This window comes from Oerskovia turbata (assembly GCF_000718325.1).
Taxonomy (GTDB): Bacteria; Actinomycetota; Actinomycetes; order Actinomycetales; family Cellulomonadaceae; genus Oerskovia; species Oerskovia turbata.
Genome location: NZ_JOFV01000013.1, coordinates 158,557 through 174,565 on the forward strand (window position 1 = coordinate 158,557; position 16,009 = coordinate 174,565).

The window sequence follows — 16,009 nt, forward strand, 5'->3', positions numbered from 1 at the left end:
TCATAGGCGAACCCGCTGGACAACCATCCAGCAGGTTCAGTCATGTCCGTTGGGCCGATGAAGTCCCACAATCCCCCAAGTTGGATCAAAGCCCGGCCCATGGCCGGGCGCCTGTGAGGACGGTGTTGATGACCACGCCGCTGCACCGGGCTGCTGCGCCTTCGGCACAGGGCCTGTACGACCCTGTGGCCGAGCACGACGCGTGCGGCGTCGCCTTCGTGGCGACGCTCCGCGGCACGCCCGGACGCGACATCGTTGACGCGGGGCTCACGGCCCTGCTCAACCTGGACCACCGCGGCGCCGTCGGCGCCGAGGAGAACAGCGGTGACGGGGCAGGCATCCTGACCCAGATCCCCGACGCCTTCGTGCGGGACGTCGTCGACGTCGAGCTGCCGCCCGCGGGCCACTACGCGATCGGCATGGCCTTCCTGCCGCAGGACCCCGTGGCCGCGGCCGAGGCGGTCCGACAGGTCGAGGCCATCGCGGCCGAGGAGAAGCTCGTCGTCCTCGCCTGGCGCGACGTCCCCGTGACGGCGGACCTGGTCGGACCGAGCGCGCGCGCCTCGATGCCGACGTTCCGTCAGCTCGTGGTCGCCGACCTGACCCGCGAGCTGTCCGGCCTCGAGCTGGACCGCCGGACGTACCGACTGCGCAAGCGCGCCGAGCACGAGCTCGGGCTGTTCTTCGCGTCGCTGTCCTCGCGCACGCTCACCTACAAGGGCATGCTGACCGTCGCGCAGCTCGAGCCGTTCTTCCCGGACCTCTCGGACCCGCGCTACGCGAGCGAGCTGGTGCTGGTGCACTCGCGCTTCTCGACCAACACGTTCCCGTCGTGGCCGCTCGCCCAGCCGTTCCGCATGATCGCGCACAACGGTGAGATCAACACTGTGCGCGGCAACCGCAACTGGATGGCCGCACGTCAGGGCATGCTCGCGAGCGACAAGCTCGGCGACCTCGAGCCGCTGCTGCCGGTCTGCTCGGAGGGTTCGAGCGACTCGGCCAGCTTCGACGAGGTGCTCGAGCTCCTGCACCTGTCGGGCCGCTCCCTGCCGCACGCCGTCCTGATGATGGCGCCCGAGGCGTGGGAGAACCACACGGAGATGGACCCGGACCGTCGGGCCTTCTACGAGTACCACTCCACCCTCATGGAGCCGTGGGACGGCCCCGCGTGCCTGAACTTCACCGACGGCACCCTCATCGGCGCCGTCCTGGACCGCAACGGACTGCGTCCGGGGCGGTACTGGGTGACCGAGGACGGCCTCGTCGTCCTGGCGTCCGAGGCCGGGGTCCTGGACCTCGACCCCGCCACGATCGTGCGCAAGGGTCGGCTCGAGCCGGGCCGCATGTTCCTGGTCGACACCGGTCAGGGCCGCATCATCGAGGACGAGGAGATCAAGGGGCAGCTCGCCGCGCAGCGTCCGTACGCGCAGTGGGTCGCCGAGAACTCGGTCTACCTCGACCGCATGCCCGAGCGTGAGCACGTCGCGCACAGCCCCGCCTCGGTCCAGCGTCGCCAGCGTGCGTTCGGCTACACCGAGGAGGAGCTGCGCATCCTGCTCACCCCCATGGCAGCCACCGGCGCCGAGCCGCTCGGTGCCATGGGCACGGACACGCCGATCGCGGTGCTCTCCAGCAGGCCGCGGCTGCTGTTCGACTACTTCACGCAGATGTTCGCCCAGGTGACGAACCCGCCGCTCGACGCGATCCGCGAGGAGCTGGTCACGTCGATCGGCGGGGCGATCGGCCCCGAGCCGAACCTCCTGGACGACAGCCCGCTGCACGCGCGCAAGCTGATCCTGCCGTTCCCGGTGCTCGACAACGACGAGCTCGCGAAGATCCTGCGCGTCGACCGGGACCCGGCCCTCGAGGGCATCTTCCGGGCCGTGACCGTCAAGGGGCTCTACCCCGTCGGTGGAGGCGGCCAGGCGCTCCAGGAGCGCCTCGAGGAGATCTTCGCCGAGGTCGACCAGCACGTGGCCGAGGGCGCGAGCTTCATCGTGCTCTCCGACCGCGACTCGAACCAGGAGCTCGCGCCGATCCCGTCGCTGCTCCTGTCGAGCGCGGTGCACCACCACCTGCTGCGCCGCCACACACGCACCCAGGTCTCGCTCGTCGTGGAGGCCGGGGACATCCGCGAGGTGCACCACGTGGCGCTCCTGATCGGCTACGGCGCGGCCGCGGTCAACCCGTACCTCGCGATGGAGACCGTCGAGGACCTCGCCAAGTCGGGCTTCGTCCCGGTCAGCCCCGAGCAGGCCGTGAAGAACCTCATCAAGGCGCTCGGCAAGGGCGTCCTGAAGGTCATGAGCAAGATGGGCATCTCGACCATCTCCTCGTACCGCGGTGCCCAGGTCTTCGAGGCGCTCGGCCTCTCGCACGAGCTCGTCGCCGACTACTTCGCCGGGACGACGAGCCGCCTGGGCGGCATCGGTCTCGACGTCCTGGCGGCCGAGGTCGCCGCACGGCACGCCGAGGCCTACCCGGCCTCGGGCAACCACCAGGCGCACGTCCGCCTCACCACGGGCGGCGAGTACCAGTGGCGCCGTGACGGCGAGGAGCACCTCTTCGACCCGGAGACGGTCTTCCGCCTGCAGCACTCGACGCGAGAGCGCCGGTACGACGTCTTCCGCCAGTACACCCAGCGGGTCGACGACCAGTCGACGCGTCTGATGACGCTGCGCGGGCTCCTGGAGTTCCAGGAGGGGCAGCGCCCGGCGCTGTCGATCGACGAGGTCGAGCCGGTCAGCGAGATCGTCAAGCGCTTCAACACGGGCGCGATGTCCTACGGTTCCATCTCGGCCGAGACGCACGAGACCCTCGCGATCGCGATGAACCGGCTCGGTGGGCGGTCGAACACGGGTGAGGGCGGCGAGGACCCGGAGCGCCTGTACGACCCGGAGCGTCGCTCGAAGGTCAAGCAGATCGCGTCGGGTCGCTTCGGCGTCACGTCCGAGTACCTGACCAACGCGGACGACATCCAGATCAAGCTCGCACAGGGCGCCAAGCCCGGTGAGGGCGGTCAGCTGCCGGGCCACAAGGTCTACCCGTGGGTCGCCAAGACGCGTCACTCGACGCCGGGCGTCGGGCTCATCTCCCCGCCGCCGCACCACGACATCTACTCGATCGAGGACCTGGCGCAGCTCATCCACGACGCCAAGAACGCGAACCCGTCGGCTCGCGTGCACGTCAAGCTCGTGAGCGAGTTCGGCGTGGGCACCGTGGCGACGGGTGTGTCCAAGGCGCACGCGGACGTCGTCCTCATCTCGGGGCACGACGGTGGTACGGGCGCGAGCCCGCTGACCTCGCTCAAGCACGCGGGCACCCCGTGGGAGCTCGGCCTGGCCGAGACCCAGCAGACGCTCGTGCTGAACAACCTGCGCGACCGCATCGTGGTCCAGGTCGACGGCCAGATGAAGACGGGGCGCGACGTCGTGATCGGTGCGCTGCTGGGGGCCGAGGAGTTCGGCTTCGCGACGGCCCCCATGGTCGTCTCCGGCTGTGTCATGATGCGCGTGTGCCACCTGGACACGTGCCCGGTCGGCGTCGCGACGCAGAACCCCGAGCTGCGCGCTCGTTTCACGGGCAAGCCGGAGTTCGTCGTGAACTTCTTCGAGTTCATCGCGGAGGAGGTGCGCGAGCACCTGGCCCGGCTCGGCTTCCGTTCGATCGAGGAGGCCGTCGGGCACGTCGAGGCGCTCGACACCCGCAAGGCGGTCGAGCACTGGAAGGCTCAGGGGCTCGACCTCGGGCCCGTGCTCGAGAAGCCGCAACCGGTCGAGGGGTCGTCGCTGCGCAACACGACGACGCAGGACCACGGGCTCGACCGCGCGCTCGACAACCAGCTCATCGCGCTGGCGACCGACGCGCTCGAGAACCGTGAGCCCGTGCGCATCGACCTGCCGATCCGCAACGTCAACCGCACCGTGGGGACCATGCTCGGTCACGAGGTGACCAAGCGGTACCGCGGCGAGGGCCTGGCCGACGACACGATCGACGTCTCCCTCACGGGGTCGGCCGGTCAGTCGATGGGCGCGTTCCTCCCGCGAGGCATCACGCTGCGCCTGTTCGGCGACGCCAACGACTACGTGGGCAAGGGCCTGTCGGGCGGACGCATCATCGTCCGCCCGGACCGTGCCGCTGTCCTCACGGGGTCGAGCAACGTCGTGGCGGGCAACGTCATCGGCTACGGGGCCACGTCCGGGCAGATCTTCCTGCGCGGCCTGGTGGGCGAGCGCTTCGCGGTCCGCAACTCGGGCGCCACGCTCGTCGTGGAGGGCGTGGGCGACCACGGCCTGGAGTACATGACCGGCGGTTCCGTCGTGATCCTCGGTCCGACGGGACGCAACCTCGGTGCGGGAATGTCGGGAGGCACGGCCTACGTGCTCGACCTGCGACCGCAGGCGATGAACACGACCGGCGTGTCCTCGGGGGAGCTGCTGCTCGACCCGCTCGACGACGCGGACGCGGCGCTCGTCGAGGGCCTGGTCCGGACGCATCTCGAGGAGACGGGCTCGACCATCGCGGCCGAGCTGCTCGAGGACTTCGACGCGGCGCGTGCCCGCTTCACGCGCATCCTGCCGGCCGAGTTCGCTCGCGTGCGCAAGGCGCTCGCGCAGGCCGAGCTCGACGGGCTCGATCCTGCCGCCCCCGGCGTGTGGGACCAGATCTTGGAGGTGGCCCGTGGCTGATCCCCGCGGATTCCTGAAGGTGCGGGAGCGTGAGCTCCCACCCAACCGCCCTGTCGAGGTCCGCCTGCGTGACTGGCGCGACGTCCACGAGCACCGCGTCGAGGGGCAGCCGTTCCTCAAGGAGCAGGCGGGCCGCTGCATGGACTGCGGCATCCCGTTCTGCCACCAGGGCTGCCCGCTCGGGAACCTCATCCCCGAGTGGAACGACCTGGTCTGGCGCGACCAGTGGGCCGAGGCCAGCGAGCGGCTGCACGAGACGAACAACTTCCCGGAGTTCACGGGGCGCGTGTGCCCGGCTCCGTGCGAGTCGAGCTGCGTGCTGGGCATCAACCAGCCGGCCGTGACGATCAAGAACGTCGAGGTCTCGATCATCGACGAGGCGTTCGCGCGGGGCCTCGTGACGCCGCACGTGCCGCAGCGCCTCACGGGCTCGACGGTCGCGGTCGTCGGGTCGGGGCCCGCAGGGCTCGCTGCGGCGCAGCAGCTCACGCGGGCCGGCCACACGGTCGTCGTGTACGAGCGGGACGCCGCGATCGGTGGGCTCCTGCGGTTCGGCATCCCGGACTTCAAGCTCGAGAAGACGCACATCGAGCGTCGCCTCGCGCAGATGGAGGCCGAGGGCACGCGCTTCCGCACGGGCGTGGAGATCGGTGTCGACATCACCTGGGACGAGCTGCGGCGCCGGTTCGACGCCGTCGTGCTCGCGACGGGCGCGACGATCCCGCGTGCGCTCCAGGTGCCCGGCAGCGACCTCGACGGCGTGCACTTCGCCATGGAGTTCCTGCACCAGGCGAACACCGTGGTCGCGGGGGGCACCGTCGAGGACCAGATCGTCGCGACGGGCAAGAACGTGATCATCATCGGCGGCGGCGACACGGGTTCGGACTGCCTGGGCACCTCGCTCCGGCAGGGGGCGGCGAGCGTCACGACGCTCGCGATCGGCAAGCAGCCGCCGCGTGAGCGGGCCGCCGGCCAGCCCTGGCCGACCGACCCGATCCTGTTCGAGGTCTCGACCTCGCACGAGGAGGGCGGTGAGCGCGCCTACCTGGCCTCGACCGTCGAGTTCCTCGCGGGCGAGGACGGTCGGGTGCGGGCGCTGCTCGTCGCCGAGACCGAGTACCTCCCGGACGGGCGACGCGTCCCGAAGGCCGGCACCGAGAAGGAGATCCCTGCCGATCTCGTGCTCGTGGCCATGGGCTTCACGGGACCGGAGACGGACACGCTCTCGACGCAGTCCGACGTCGGGCTGACGGCGCGCGGGCTCGTGGCGCGCGGTGACGACTTCGCGGCCACGGTGCCCGGTGTCTTCGTCGCGGGCGACGCGGGCCGGGGCCAGTCGCTCATCGTGTGGGCGATCGCCGAGGGTCGTGCCGCGGCGGCCTCGGTCGACGCGTACCTGCAGGGCAGCAGCGAGCTGCCCGCCCCGGTGCGCGCATCGACCGTGTCGCTGAGAGCATGACAGGGGTGTGAGACGCGCCCCGGCGTCCGTCCGGACGTCGGGGTGGAGACGGGGCCCAGGCAGGGGCCCGAAGCGGTCCGGTTCCGCCGGACACGAAGGAACAACGAGGCTGGAGAAATGCGCAGAGCAAAGATCGTTTGCACCATCGGACCCGCGACCGAGTCGAGGGAGCAGCTCCGGGCGCTCGTCGACGCCGGTATGGACGTGGCGCGGATCAACCGCAGCCACGGCAGCGCCGAGGAGCACGCAGCCGTCTACCACGGCGTGCGCGAGGCCGCTGCGGCGTCGGGCCGTTCGGTCGCGGTGCTCGTCGACCTGCAGGGCCCCAAGATCCGCCTGGGCCGCTTCGGCGGCGACGAGAAGCACTGGCTCAACGAGGGTGACGTCTTCACCATCACGACCGAGGACGTCGTCGGTACCAAGGAGCTCGTCTCCACGACGCACAAGGGCCTGCCGGGCGACGCTCGTGTCGGCGACCCGATCCTCATCGACGACGGCAAGGTGCTCGTCCGCGTCACCGCCGTCGAGGGCCCGCGCGTCGTGACGCGCGTCGAGGTCGCAGGCCCCGTGTCGAACAACAAGGGTCTGAACCTCCCGGGTGTCGCGGTCTCCGTGCCGGCGCTGTCCGACAAGGACCGCGACGACCTGCGCTGGGCGCTGCGCATCGGCGCGGACATCATCGCGCTGTCGTTCGTGCGTTCCGCCGCGGACTTCGACGACGTCAAGGCGATCATGGACGAGGAGGGCCGCACGGTCCCCGTCGTCGCGAAGATCGAGAAGCCGCAGGCGGTCGAGAACCTCGCGGAGATCGTCGACGCGTTCGACGGCGTCATGGTCGCGCGTGGTGACCTCGCGGTCGAGCTCCCGCTCGAGCAGGTCCCGCTCGTGCAGAAGCGCATCGTGGAGATGGCTCGCCGCAACGCGAAGCCGGTCATCGTCGCGACGCAGGTGCTCGAGTCCATGACGAACTCGCCGCGCCCCACGCGCGCCGAGGCGTCGGACTGCGCGAACGCCGTCCTGGACGGGGCGGACGCCGTCATGCTCTCGGGTGAGACGAGCGTCGGCGAGTTCCCGATCCTCACGGTCGAGACGATGGCCCGCATCATCGAGGCGACGGAGCAGGCCGGTCGCGAGCGCATGGCTCCGCTCGGCTCGACGCCGCACACCCGCGGTGGCGCGATCACGCGTGCCGCGGCGGAGATCGGTGAGATCCTCGGTGCGAAGTACCTCGCGACGTTCACCCAGTCGGGTGACTCGGCGCGCCGCATGTCGCGTCTGCGTTCGTCGATCCCGCTGCTCGCCTTCACGCCGCGTGAGCACGTGCGCAACGTGCTGTCGCTCTCGTGGGGCACGCAGACCTACCAGGTGCCGGAGGTCCAGAACACCGACGCCATGGTCGGCCAGGTCGACACGACCCTGCAGGCCAACGGTCTCGCCGAGGTGGGCGACCTCGTGGTCGTCGTCTCGGGTGCCCCCGTGGGCCAGCCGGGCACGACGAACTCGATCCTGGTGCACCGGATCGGTGACAGCACGGACGTCTGATCCGCGCTGACCCCTGTTCGACGACGGCCCCGGTGGCCGGCCGCGCTCCTCGCGCGACCGGCCGCCGGGGCCTCGTCGTCCCTGGACCTGTCAGGCCCCGATCGCCAGGTGCACCGCGAGGCCGAGGATGACGAGCCCGCCGACGGCCGCGGTGACCCGCTGGCCCGTGTCGTCGGTCAGGGCTCGCCCGAGCACCGCGCCGCCGCCCGCGACGACGAGCTGCCAGCTCGCGGAGGCCAGGAACGCCGCGGCGACGAACACGGCGCGCTCGGGCCCGGTCGCGTCGGGGCTGAGGGCCCCGCCCGCGACGAGCACCGCGAAGTAGACGACGGTCGCGGGGTTGACCAGGGTCAGCCCGAGGAGCGTCGCGTAGGCGCGCACGGGAGTGGTGTCGCTCGTCGCCGGGCGGGGCGTGGCGCCGTCGGGCACGACGCGCTGGAAGGCCGGACGGAGCGTGCGCCACGCGAGGAACGTCAGGACCGCGACCGACGCCCACGTGAGCGGTGTGCGGATCGACGCGACGAACGGCGCGACGACCGCACCGGCGACCACGGCGACCGTCGCGTAGACGCCGTCGGCTGTCGCGGTGCCCAGGCCTGCCGCGGCGCCCACGGCGAACCGCGTGCGCGCGGTGAGCGTCACCAGGTAGACCGCGATGGCGCCGACCGGGATGGCGATCGCGTACCCCGCGACGAGGCCCGCGACGAGCGCGGCCGTCATCGGTCCGGGTGAGGTCGCCGGGTCGGGAGGCCCTGCTGTCGGCCGGCTGGTCGCGCGGTGGCGGCGAGCGGGCGGTGAGCGGGCGTCGTCGGCATGGATCGAGGATCACCCCTGGCGGCCGGGCCGTCAAGCGTTCTTCGGTGCGTCACGTCCTGCCCGACGGCGTCGCTCGCCCGGGCGAGGACGCGGCGGTCGTCAGCCGACGAGCAGGGCTGCCGCTCCCGCGCCCACGACCGCGCCGAGCACGAGGCCCGTGACGACCTCCGTGCGGGTGTGCTCGAACACGGCGAGCCGTGCCAGGCCCACGACCACGGCGACGACCGCCAGACCGGTGGCGAGCCACCACGACAGCGAGGTCGCGACGCCGGCCGCGACCGAGAAGACACCCGTGTGCACCGATGCCCTGACGACAGGCGTCACGAGCGCGAGGGCGACGACCCCCGCGAGATAGGCCGTGAGGAGCTGGGACAGCAGCGGCGCTGCTCCCGTGAGGTGCAGGACGATGATCGCCGCGACCTCGATGAGGACGAGCCCCGCGAACACGACCATGCGCTGCGCGCGGGGACGCACGTGGCGGGACTCGAGCACACGTGCACGGGCCAGCCCGTGCACGAACAGGTAGGGCAGCCCGCCGCACAGGAGCACGGCGAGTGCGACGTGGCCGAGGCCCGACACGCCCGGGGAGGCGTACAGCGCGGTCGCGAGCACGAGCGCAGCCACCGCGTGGCCGGGCGCGAGCACGTCGGTCACGAGGACGGCCCACCGCGGGTGGGGCGCCACGGTGGCAGTGGGCGCGTCGGCGAGCGGTGCGGTGGGGGCGGGGTGGGCCATGGTTCTCCGAGTGGCGGGGTGTGGTCGCGGTCAGCGGTGGTCGTCGCGCTCGCTGCTCCGCGGGACGGGCGAGGTCTCGTGTCCGTCGTACCCGAGGACCGACACCAGGACGCTCGCGCGCCGCTCGCCCGTCTGCTCGCGGAACGCCCGCCCGAGGTCGCGCAGCGCCTGGTCGTCACTGACCCAGTCGCCCCAGTCGGCCGGGACCGGTGGGCGTTCGTCCATCCCTCTCCGCGTCGCGGCGAGGTCGATCTGCAGGGCACGCAGCACCGGTTCGGGGACGTCGCCGACGAGCGCGCGCACCCGGGCCGCGTCCTGCGGCTCGGAGTAGCGGGCGAGGGTCGCGAGGGCGTCCATGATCTCGATCGTGCGGTGGTACTCCGCGACCTCGGGCCGGACGGCCGGCAGCCGGGACTCGGCGACGGCGTCCACGAGGTGGGAGTGCAGCGCGCCGAGCTCGGCCCGTCGCCGCCGTCGCGTACGGGCTGCGGAGAGAAGGTGCCCCATGATCCCGACCGTGAGCAGGACGCTCGAGGTCGCGATGAGGTAGCGCGTGCGGATGCCGAGGAAGCGGAGCTGCTCGAGGCTCTCCGGTTCCTGCAGGATGATGTTGACGGCACTGAGCAGCGCCCACAGGACGCCGACGAACGCCCCGGCCGCCGCCAGGTCCATGCCCCACCTGCCGCCGCGCGGCCGCTCGCTGCGGGACCGCAGCGTCGAGATGCCGAACGTCGCCGTGGCCCACAGGAAGGCCCCGTAGTAGGCGGCCCAGTAGAGGGCCATCCAGGGTCTGCCGGCGGTCTGGACGTCGAAGTCCCGTCGTTCCCAGGGCCCGTGGAGGACGAAGACCACGACGAGCACGCTCACGACACCGACCACGCCCACGACGACGTGCCGGGGACGAGGACGGCGTCCCTGGGTCCCCTGCACCCAGGCCGCGATGCACAGGCAGCCCGCGACGAGCAGGGAGTGCTTCGCGAGCTCGTGGAACCCGGCCGGTGCGGAGGTCAGCAGGAAGGACTCGACGGCGTGGATCCGCAGTGCGGAGGCCGCGGCCACGAGTCCCAGAGCCCAGGTGAGCGCGCGGTCTCCGTCGAGGTGCGAGCGGTGCCGCAGCGCGGTCCACCCCGCGGCCCCGGCGAAGAGCAGGAAGGCGAGGTAGGTCACCGGTAGCGCTCCATGCCGGCGAGCCGGTGGGCGACACCGCCCGTCGCCTCGATCGACATCATGAGCTCGCTCGCGAGAGACTCCGCGCGGTGCTCGACGGGGTCCTCGTAGCGGTTGCGTCGTTGCGGGCCCGGAGGAGGGGCCGTGGGGTCGTCGCACGCGTCGAGGATGTGGACGAGCTCGTGGGCGATGATGTGCTGCCGGTGGCGCGGGGAGAGCGCGGCCTCGGAGCTGACGATGACCTTCTCGCCGTCCGGCATGCTGAGCCACATCCCCGAGACCCCCTCGCCGAGGGGGCCGTCGACGACGTCGACGGGGCGCCCGCGTCGGGTCGCGACGATCCCGCGCGCCTCGTCGATGCTGCGCGCGCGGTCGAGGCCCGCGGAGGTCAGCCAGGCGCGATGGTCGCTCACGGTTCGTCGTCGGTCGCGACAGCAGGCAGGGACTGCATGCGCCGCATCTGGTCGAGGAGCTGGGTCACCGCACGGACGTTCTCGGCCGAGAGACCTTCGGCGCGCATCGCGAAGGCCTCGACGCCGTGGTCCGACAGGGCGAGTCGCAGCTCCTTCTTGGGGTCCTCGCCCGTGTCGAGCAGGTTCTTGGGCTCGACGCCGAAGTACGCCGCGAGGCCTTCGATGATGCGCAGTGACGGAGAGGTGCGGTGGCCGCCGCGCAGCGCGCTCAGGTAGGCCTCCTTCACGGCGTAGCCGTGCTCGGTCATCCAGGTCGCGACCTCGCGGTTGGTCGCGCCGCGTCCGGCGCGCTGCCTGGTCGCGAACAGCTCGTTCAGCCGGTGCTGGAACGCGCGGCTGAGCCGCTCGCCCGGGGGGTTCTCCTGTGTCGTCACCTCTCGATTGTCCCAGGATCGAGGGGGTGCTGGTAGCACCGGTCCGCCCGGCCCGCGGGCGGCCACCGGGGTGGGCCGGTCGCCGTCGTCCGGGTGGCGTCCTCGGCGCGGGAGCACGTCGGTCGACGGGACGTGGTGGGCCGGTCTGATGTGGTGGCGATGTGAGGTCGACGCGCACGTGTGGTGCAGTTCACATGAGAGCTCTCTCATCTATTGGAACATCGTCGCCCCGCCGGCGATGCCCTCAGTAGAGTACGAACGTCGCGGTGAGTGACGGTCGAGGCCTTGGGGGTCGTGCGTCCCGTCACGCCGTGACCGCCCGGCGCCTCCGGGGGAGCAGGGGGTCCCCGGACGGCGCCGGCGCTGTCTCGCTGCGGCCTTCCAGCAGCTTCCTGCGCTGACGGTCAGGATTCCTCTAGGCCTGTGCGCCCGTCCGGCGCCTCGCGTGCGCGAGGTCGAGCGCCAGGTCCAGCTCCTCCAGGACGCGCCGGGCCTCCTCGACGTCCCACGTCGTTCCCTGCAGCTCGAACTCGAAGAGCACGGGGCGCCCCGACGCCCGGGCGATCTGCCGGCACGCGGCCTGGTAGTGCTCGCCGAAGTTCCGGTTGCCCGACCCCATGACCCCCACGAGGCGGCGCCGCGCGACGGGGTGCACGAGGAAACGGCGCACCGGCTCGGGGATGGTGTCGTTGTCGACGTTCCCCGTCGTGTACGACGGCGTGAGCAGCACCCACGGGCCCTCCGGCACGGAGCGGCGCACCGCGCGGTCTCCCAGGTCGAACACTTCTCGGCCCAGCCGGAGCGCGAACGAACGCACCATGCCCGAAGCCGACGAGTAGTAGTAGACGACCGTCCGCACCGGGACCACCCGCCCAGGAGCGCCCGGGGCGTCGGGAGAGCGTTCGGCGACGGGAGAGCGATCGGGACGGGCGGCGTCGGGCACGGCTTGGCAGTCCTCAGGTCGGGGGCCCTCCAGTCCACACGCAGCCTGCGCGCCTCGCCAGGGCACAAGGTCCCGCCCCGCCCGGCGTGCGCGCGCGACGGTTGCCGGCGCGACGACCCCAGGGGTGAACGGACCCGGACCCTGACCGGTGCGACCCCGCGGTCGCACTCGGCGAGGACGTCCGCCCGGCGACAGGTTGTGCGTCAGAACCGACAGGTTATGCAAACCGACCACCCCCCTCACCAGGGGTGCGCTGTGATGAGTTCGTTATCAGCCGACCAGCGACACCACCGTCTCTGGGCGCCGGGGCGTCGCAGCCCTCAGCGGACGTGGGACTCGACTCCGACGTCACCCCAGTCCGCCCGGTCGACGGTGCGGAGGACGCCTCGCCCTGCGCCCGCTCTTGGACAGTCGAAGGAGACACACACGTGGACCCACGCACGCATCACGCACCTGAGGCCGCCGTCGTGCGCTGCAACCACGTCGTGGCTGCCCCGAGGGAGGCCTCGTCCCATGCACCGACGCAGTCCCGAGGAAGTCAGGGGGGCTCCCGTGCGCACGTTCTGGGCTGATCTCTCCGAGCGACGCCCCACGGTCGCGCAGTTCATCATGTTCTCGCTCCTGAGCACGGGCATGACGGTGCTCCAGCTGGCGCTCATGCCGTTGTTCAAGGGGGTCTTCACCCGGACCTCGCTCGTGGACCAGACGTTCCAGGCGTTCGCCGTGAACGTGAACGCGGACGGTTCCCCGTTCTACCTCTTCGACTACGCGGCGGGTGCCCTGCCCGCCGGAGGTGGTGGCCTGGCGTACTTCCTGGCGGTGCAGCTCACCCTCCTCGTCGCCCAGGTCATCAACTTCTTCCTCCAGCGCAACGTCACCTTCAAGTCGGACACGAACATCTGGCGTGCTGCGGCCTGGTACTTCGTCGCCTACGTGCTGATCACCTTCGCGGCCGCGGCGCTGCAGGGCTTCTACAAGGCGCCGATCTACCAGTGGATGGTCGAGCGCTGGGGCAGCACCGGGGAGGTCGGGGCGGACCTCGTCACGATGATCATCAACGCGTTGATCTCGGTGCTCGTGTACTTCCCGATCCTCAAGATCATCTTCAGGCAGGCACCCGGGACCGACGGCGTCCCGGGCCCGGGCCCGACCGTCGCCGTGCCGGTCACCGAGGTGGCCCGCTAGTCGCGACGCCCGCCCCAGAGCAACGCAGCCCGTCGGACCGGTCGGGCGTGCAGAACCACACCAGTGCACCCACGAGGCAAGACCTCCGTGGGGGAACGGAAGCAGAACCATGACGGAAGAACTGACCACGCTCGAGAAGGCCGCACTCCTCAGCGGGGAGAGCGTCTGGGAGACGCGGGCGGTACCTCGGCACGGGATCCGGACGTTGTGGCTGTCCGACGGACCGCACGGCATCCGCAAGCAGACGGGCTCGGCCGACCACCTCGGCCTGGGCGCGTCGCAGCCCGCGACCTGCTTCCCGACGGCGGCCACGGTCGCGAACAGCTGGGACCCCGAGCTCGCGTTGTCGGTCGGGGAGGCGCTCGGCGCCGAGGCGGCGGACCAGGGCGTGGACGTGCTGCTCGGTCCCGGGCTCAACGTCAAGCGCAGCCCGCTGTGCGGGCGCAACTTCGAGTACTTCTCCGAGGACCCTCTGCTCTCCGGGCGCCTCGCCGCCGGGTACGTGCGAGGGATCCAGTTGCGAGGCGTCGCGGCGTGCCCCAAGCACTTCGCCGCCAACAGCCAGGAGCTGCGGCGCATGACGAGCGACTCCGTGGTGGACGAGCGGACGTTGCGCGAGATCTACCTGACGGGCTTCGAGGTGGTCGTCCGCGAGTCCTCGCCGTTCTCGATCATGTCGAGCTACAACCTGATCAACGGCACGTACGCCAACGAGAACCCCTTCCTGCTCCAGCAGGTGCTGCGGGACGAGTGGGGCTTCGACGGTGCGGTCGTGACGGACTGGGGCGGCGGCAACGACGCGGTCGAGGCGGTCCGTCGTGGCGGGACGCTCGAGATGCCCTCGCCGGGCCTCGACTCGGCCGCCCAGATCGTGGCGGCCGTGGAGCGCGGAGACCTGGACAGCGCGGACCTGGACGCGCGCGTCGAGGAGATGAAGGTCCTCGGGAGCCGGATCGGTGGGGCAGGGCGCGAGGTCGACCTCGACGTGCACCACGAGCTGGCACGCACGGTCGCCGAGCAGAGCGCGGTGCTGCTGCGCAACGAGGACCGCCTCCTGCCGCTGGCGTCGAGGACCCGGGTCGCGGTCGTCGGCGACTTCGCCGCGACGCCGCGCTACCAGGGGGCCGGCTCCTCGGTCGTCAACCCGACCCGGCTCACGACGGCACTGGACGCCCTGGGCGCCTCGGAACTGCAGGTCGTGGCAACCGCACAGGGCTTCACGCGTGGCGGGGACTCAGACCCTGCGCTCGTCGCGGAGGCCGTGGACGCCGCGCGTACGGCGGACGTGGTGCTGCTGTACCTCGGTCTGGACGAGATCAGCGAGTCGGAGGGGCAGGACCGCAGCCACCTGCGCCTGCCCCAGAGCCAGGTCGAGCTGCTGGCGCGGATCTCCTCGGTCACGAGCCGCATCGTGGTCGTCCTGAGCGCCGGGTCGGTCGTGGAGGTGCCGTGGCTGTCGCAGTGCGGGGCCCTGGTCCACGGGTACCTGGGCGGCCAGGGTGGCGCCGAGGCCGTGGTACGGGTCCTGACGGGGGCGGTGAACCCGTCGGGTCGCCTCGCGGAGAGCTACCCGGTCCGGCTCGAGGACGCGCCCAACGTGCGCTACTACCCGGGCGAAGGGATCGACGCCGAGTACCGCGAGGGTCCCTACGTGGGCTACCGCTACTACTCGACGGTCGGCGTTCCTGTCGCGTTCCCGTTCGGGTTCGGCCTGAGCTACACGACGTTCGCCTACACCGACCTCACGGTCGACGCCGACGGCGTGACGTTCACCCTGACCAACACGGGTGACGTCGCGGGGGCCGAGGTCGCCCAGCTCTACGTGGGGCGTCAGGACACCGACGGCGTGCACCGCCCCGTGCGCGAGCTCAAGGGCTTCGCGAAGGTGCACCTCGCGCCGGGCGAGAGCCGGCGGGTGCGCATCGACTTCGACCGGTTCACCTTCCGGCACTTCTCGACGACGTCGAACGCCTGGGAGACCGAAGGCGGCGCCTGGACGCTCTCCGTGGGCTCCGACGTGGAGACCGTGCTGCTGACGGCCGAGCACGTCGTGGCGGGTACGGCCGCTGCCGGTGTCGACGCGGTGCCGGACGAGTACCGCACCGGTCGCGTGACGGAGGTCTCCGACGAAGCGTTCGCCGTGCTCCTGGGCCGACCGCTCGCCCCGCGAGACCGGGTGACCGGGCCGCTCGGCGTCAACAGCCCGTTGTCGGACATGGAGCACGCACGGAGCCCGCTGGCCCGGTTCGCCTACCGCGAGCTCGCGAGGCGGAGCGCTCGCGCCGAGGCCAAGGGCACCCCGGACCTCAACCTGCTCTTCCTGCGCGGCATGCCGTTCCGGGCGATCGCGAAGATGACGAACGGCGCCATGAGCATGGACATGGCCGAGGGCCTGCTCACGATCGTCAACGGCCACTTCTTCCGTGGAGCGGGGGCCCTGATCGCCGGGTTCTTCCGCAACCGCCGCTCGACCCGTCGGATGCGGGCCGAGCTCGCGCGCTGACGCGCGCGTCCGGTTCGTTCCATCTTCCTGAGAGTGAGTGTGTGATGTTCGGTCGGTTGGGTCAGGCGTGGTCGGGGTTTGCTGAGCGGCGTCCGGGGGCGGCGCAGTTCGTGGTGTTCTTCGT

At 71.5% G+C, this 16,009-nt stretch carries 11 protein-coding genes; 5 read left to right on the plus strand and 6 right to left on the minus strand.

Translation table 11 applies throughout. From position 1 onward, the window contains the following. Nucleotides 1-128: 128 nt before the first annotated feature. The 3 genes from gltB to pyk all read left to right on the plus strand — a co-directional run bounded on the left by gltB (nucleotide 129) and on the right by pyk (nucleotide 7,689). Entirely contained in the window at nucleotides 129-4,688 is a 4,560-nt protein-coding gene (gene gltB, locus IE95_RS0114510; protein WP_030152337.1) for a glutamate synthase large subunit, read from the plus strand. Further along, the gene (locus IE95_RS0114515; RefSeq protein WP_030152338.1) at nucleotides 4,681-6,147 is read left to right on the plus strand and encodes a glutamate synthase subunit beta; all 1,467 of its coding nucleotides are present in this window, start codon (nucleotides 4,681-4,683) and stop codon (nucleotides 6,145-6,147) included. The genes gltB and IE95_RS0114515 overlap by 8 nt, the downstream gene beginning before the upstream one ends. A gap of 117 nt (nucleotides 6,148-6,264) precedes the next feature. Further along, a complete protein-coding gene (pyk, locus tag IE95_RS0114520) occupies nucleotides 6,265-7,689 on the plus strand; it encodes a pyruvate kinase (protein WP_030152339.1) in 1,425 nt (474 codons plus the stop codon). A 90-nt stretch (nucleotides 7,690-7,779) separates the two neighbouring features. On the opposite strand, the gene IE95_RS0114525 is transcribed toward pyk, so the two are convergent. From IE95_RS0114525 to nrdI, 6 genes are all read right to left on the minus strand, one after another. Beyond that, entirely contained in the window at nucleotides 7,780-8,409 is a 630-nt protein-coding gene (locus IE95_RS0114525; protein WP_030152340.1) for a LysE family transporter, read from the minus strand. A gap of 195 nt (nucleotides 8,410-8,604) precedes the next feature. Continuing rightward, the gene (locus IE95_RS0114530) at nucleotides 8,605-9,240 is read right to left on the minus strand and encodes a hypothetical protein (protein ID WP_030152341.1); all 636 of its coding nucleotides are present in this window, start codon (nucleotides 9,238-9,240) and stop codon (nucleotides 8,605-8,607) included. Between the two features lie 30 nt (nucleotides 9,241-9,270). Next, complete coding sequence (locus tag IE95_RS0114535; RefSeq protein WP_030152342.1) at nucleotides 9,271-10,407, minus strand: DUF6545 domain-containing protein; 1,137 nt, start codon at nucleotides 10,405-10,407, stop codon at nucleotides 9,271-9,273. After that, nucleotides 10,404-10,820 carry an ImmA/IrrE family metallo-endopeptidase gene (locus tag IE95_RS0114540; RefSeq protein WP_030152343.1) on the minus strand — a complete coding sequence of 139 codons (417 nt, stop codon included), beginning with the start codon at nucleotides 10,818-10,820 and terminating at the stop codon, nucleotides 10,404-10,406. The genes IE95_RS0114535 and IE95_RS0114540 overlap by 4 nt, the downstream gene beginning before the upstream one ends. Beyond that, nucleotides 10,817-11,254, minus strand: a complete 438-nt coding sequence (locus IE95_RS0114545; protein ID WP_051703147.1) for a hypothetical protein — start codon at nucleotides 11,252-11,254, stop codon at nucleotides 10,817-10,819. The genes IE95_RS0114540 and IE95_RS0114545 overlap by 4 nt, the downstream gene beginning before the upstream one ends. Before the next feature lie 415 nt (nucleotides 11,255-11,669). Next, complete coding sequence (gene nrdI, locus IE95_RS0114550; RefSeq protein WP_420819391.1) at nucleotides 11,670-12,197, minus strand: class Ib ribonucleoside-diphosphate reductase assembly flavoprotein NrdI; 528 nt, start codon at nucleotides 12,195-12,197, stop codon at nucleotides 11,670-11,672. Between the two features lie 552 nt (nucleotides 12,198-12,749). On the opposite strand from nrdI, the gene IE95_RS0114555 reads away from it, so the two are divergent. Continuing rightward, on the plus strand, nucleotides 12,750-13,382 hold the full coding sequence (locus IE95_RS0114555) for a hypothetical protein (protein ID WP_240666331.1): 633 nt from the start codon (nucleotides 12,750-12,752) through the stop codon (nucleotides 13,380-13,382). Between the two features lie 109 nt (nucleotides 13,383-13,491). Next, nucleotides 13,492-15,885: a glycoside hydrolase family 3 C-terminal domain-containing protein gene (locus tag IE95_RS0114560; RefSeq protein WP_030152347.1), complete on the plus strand. Its 2,394-nt coding sequence runs from the start codon at nucleotides 13,492-13,494 to the stop codon at nucleotides 15,883-15,885. Nucleotides 15,886-16,009 lie beyond the last annotated feature (124 nt).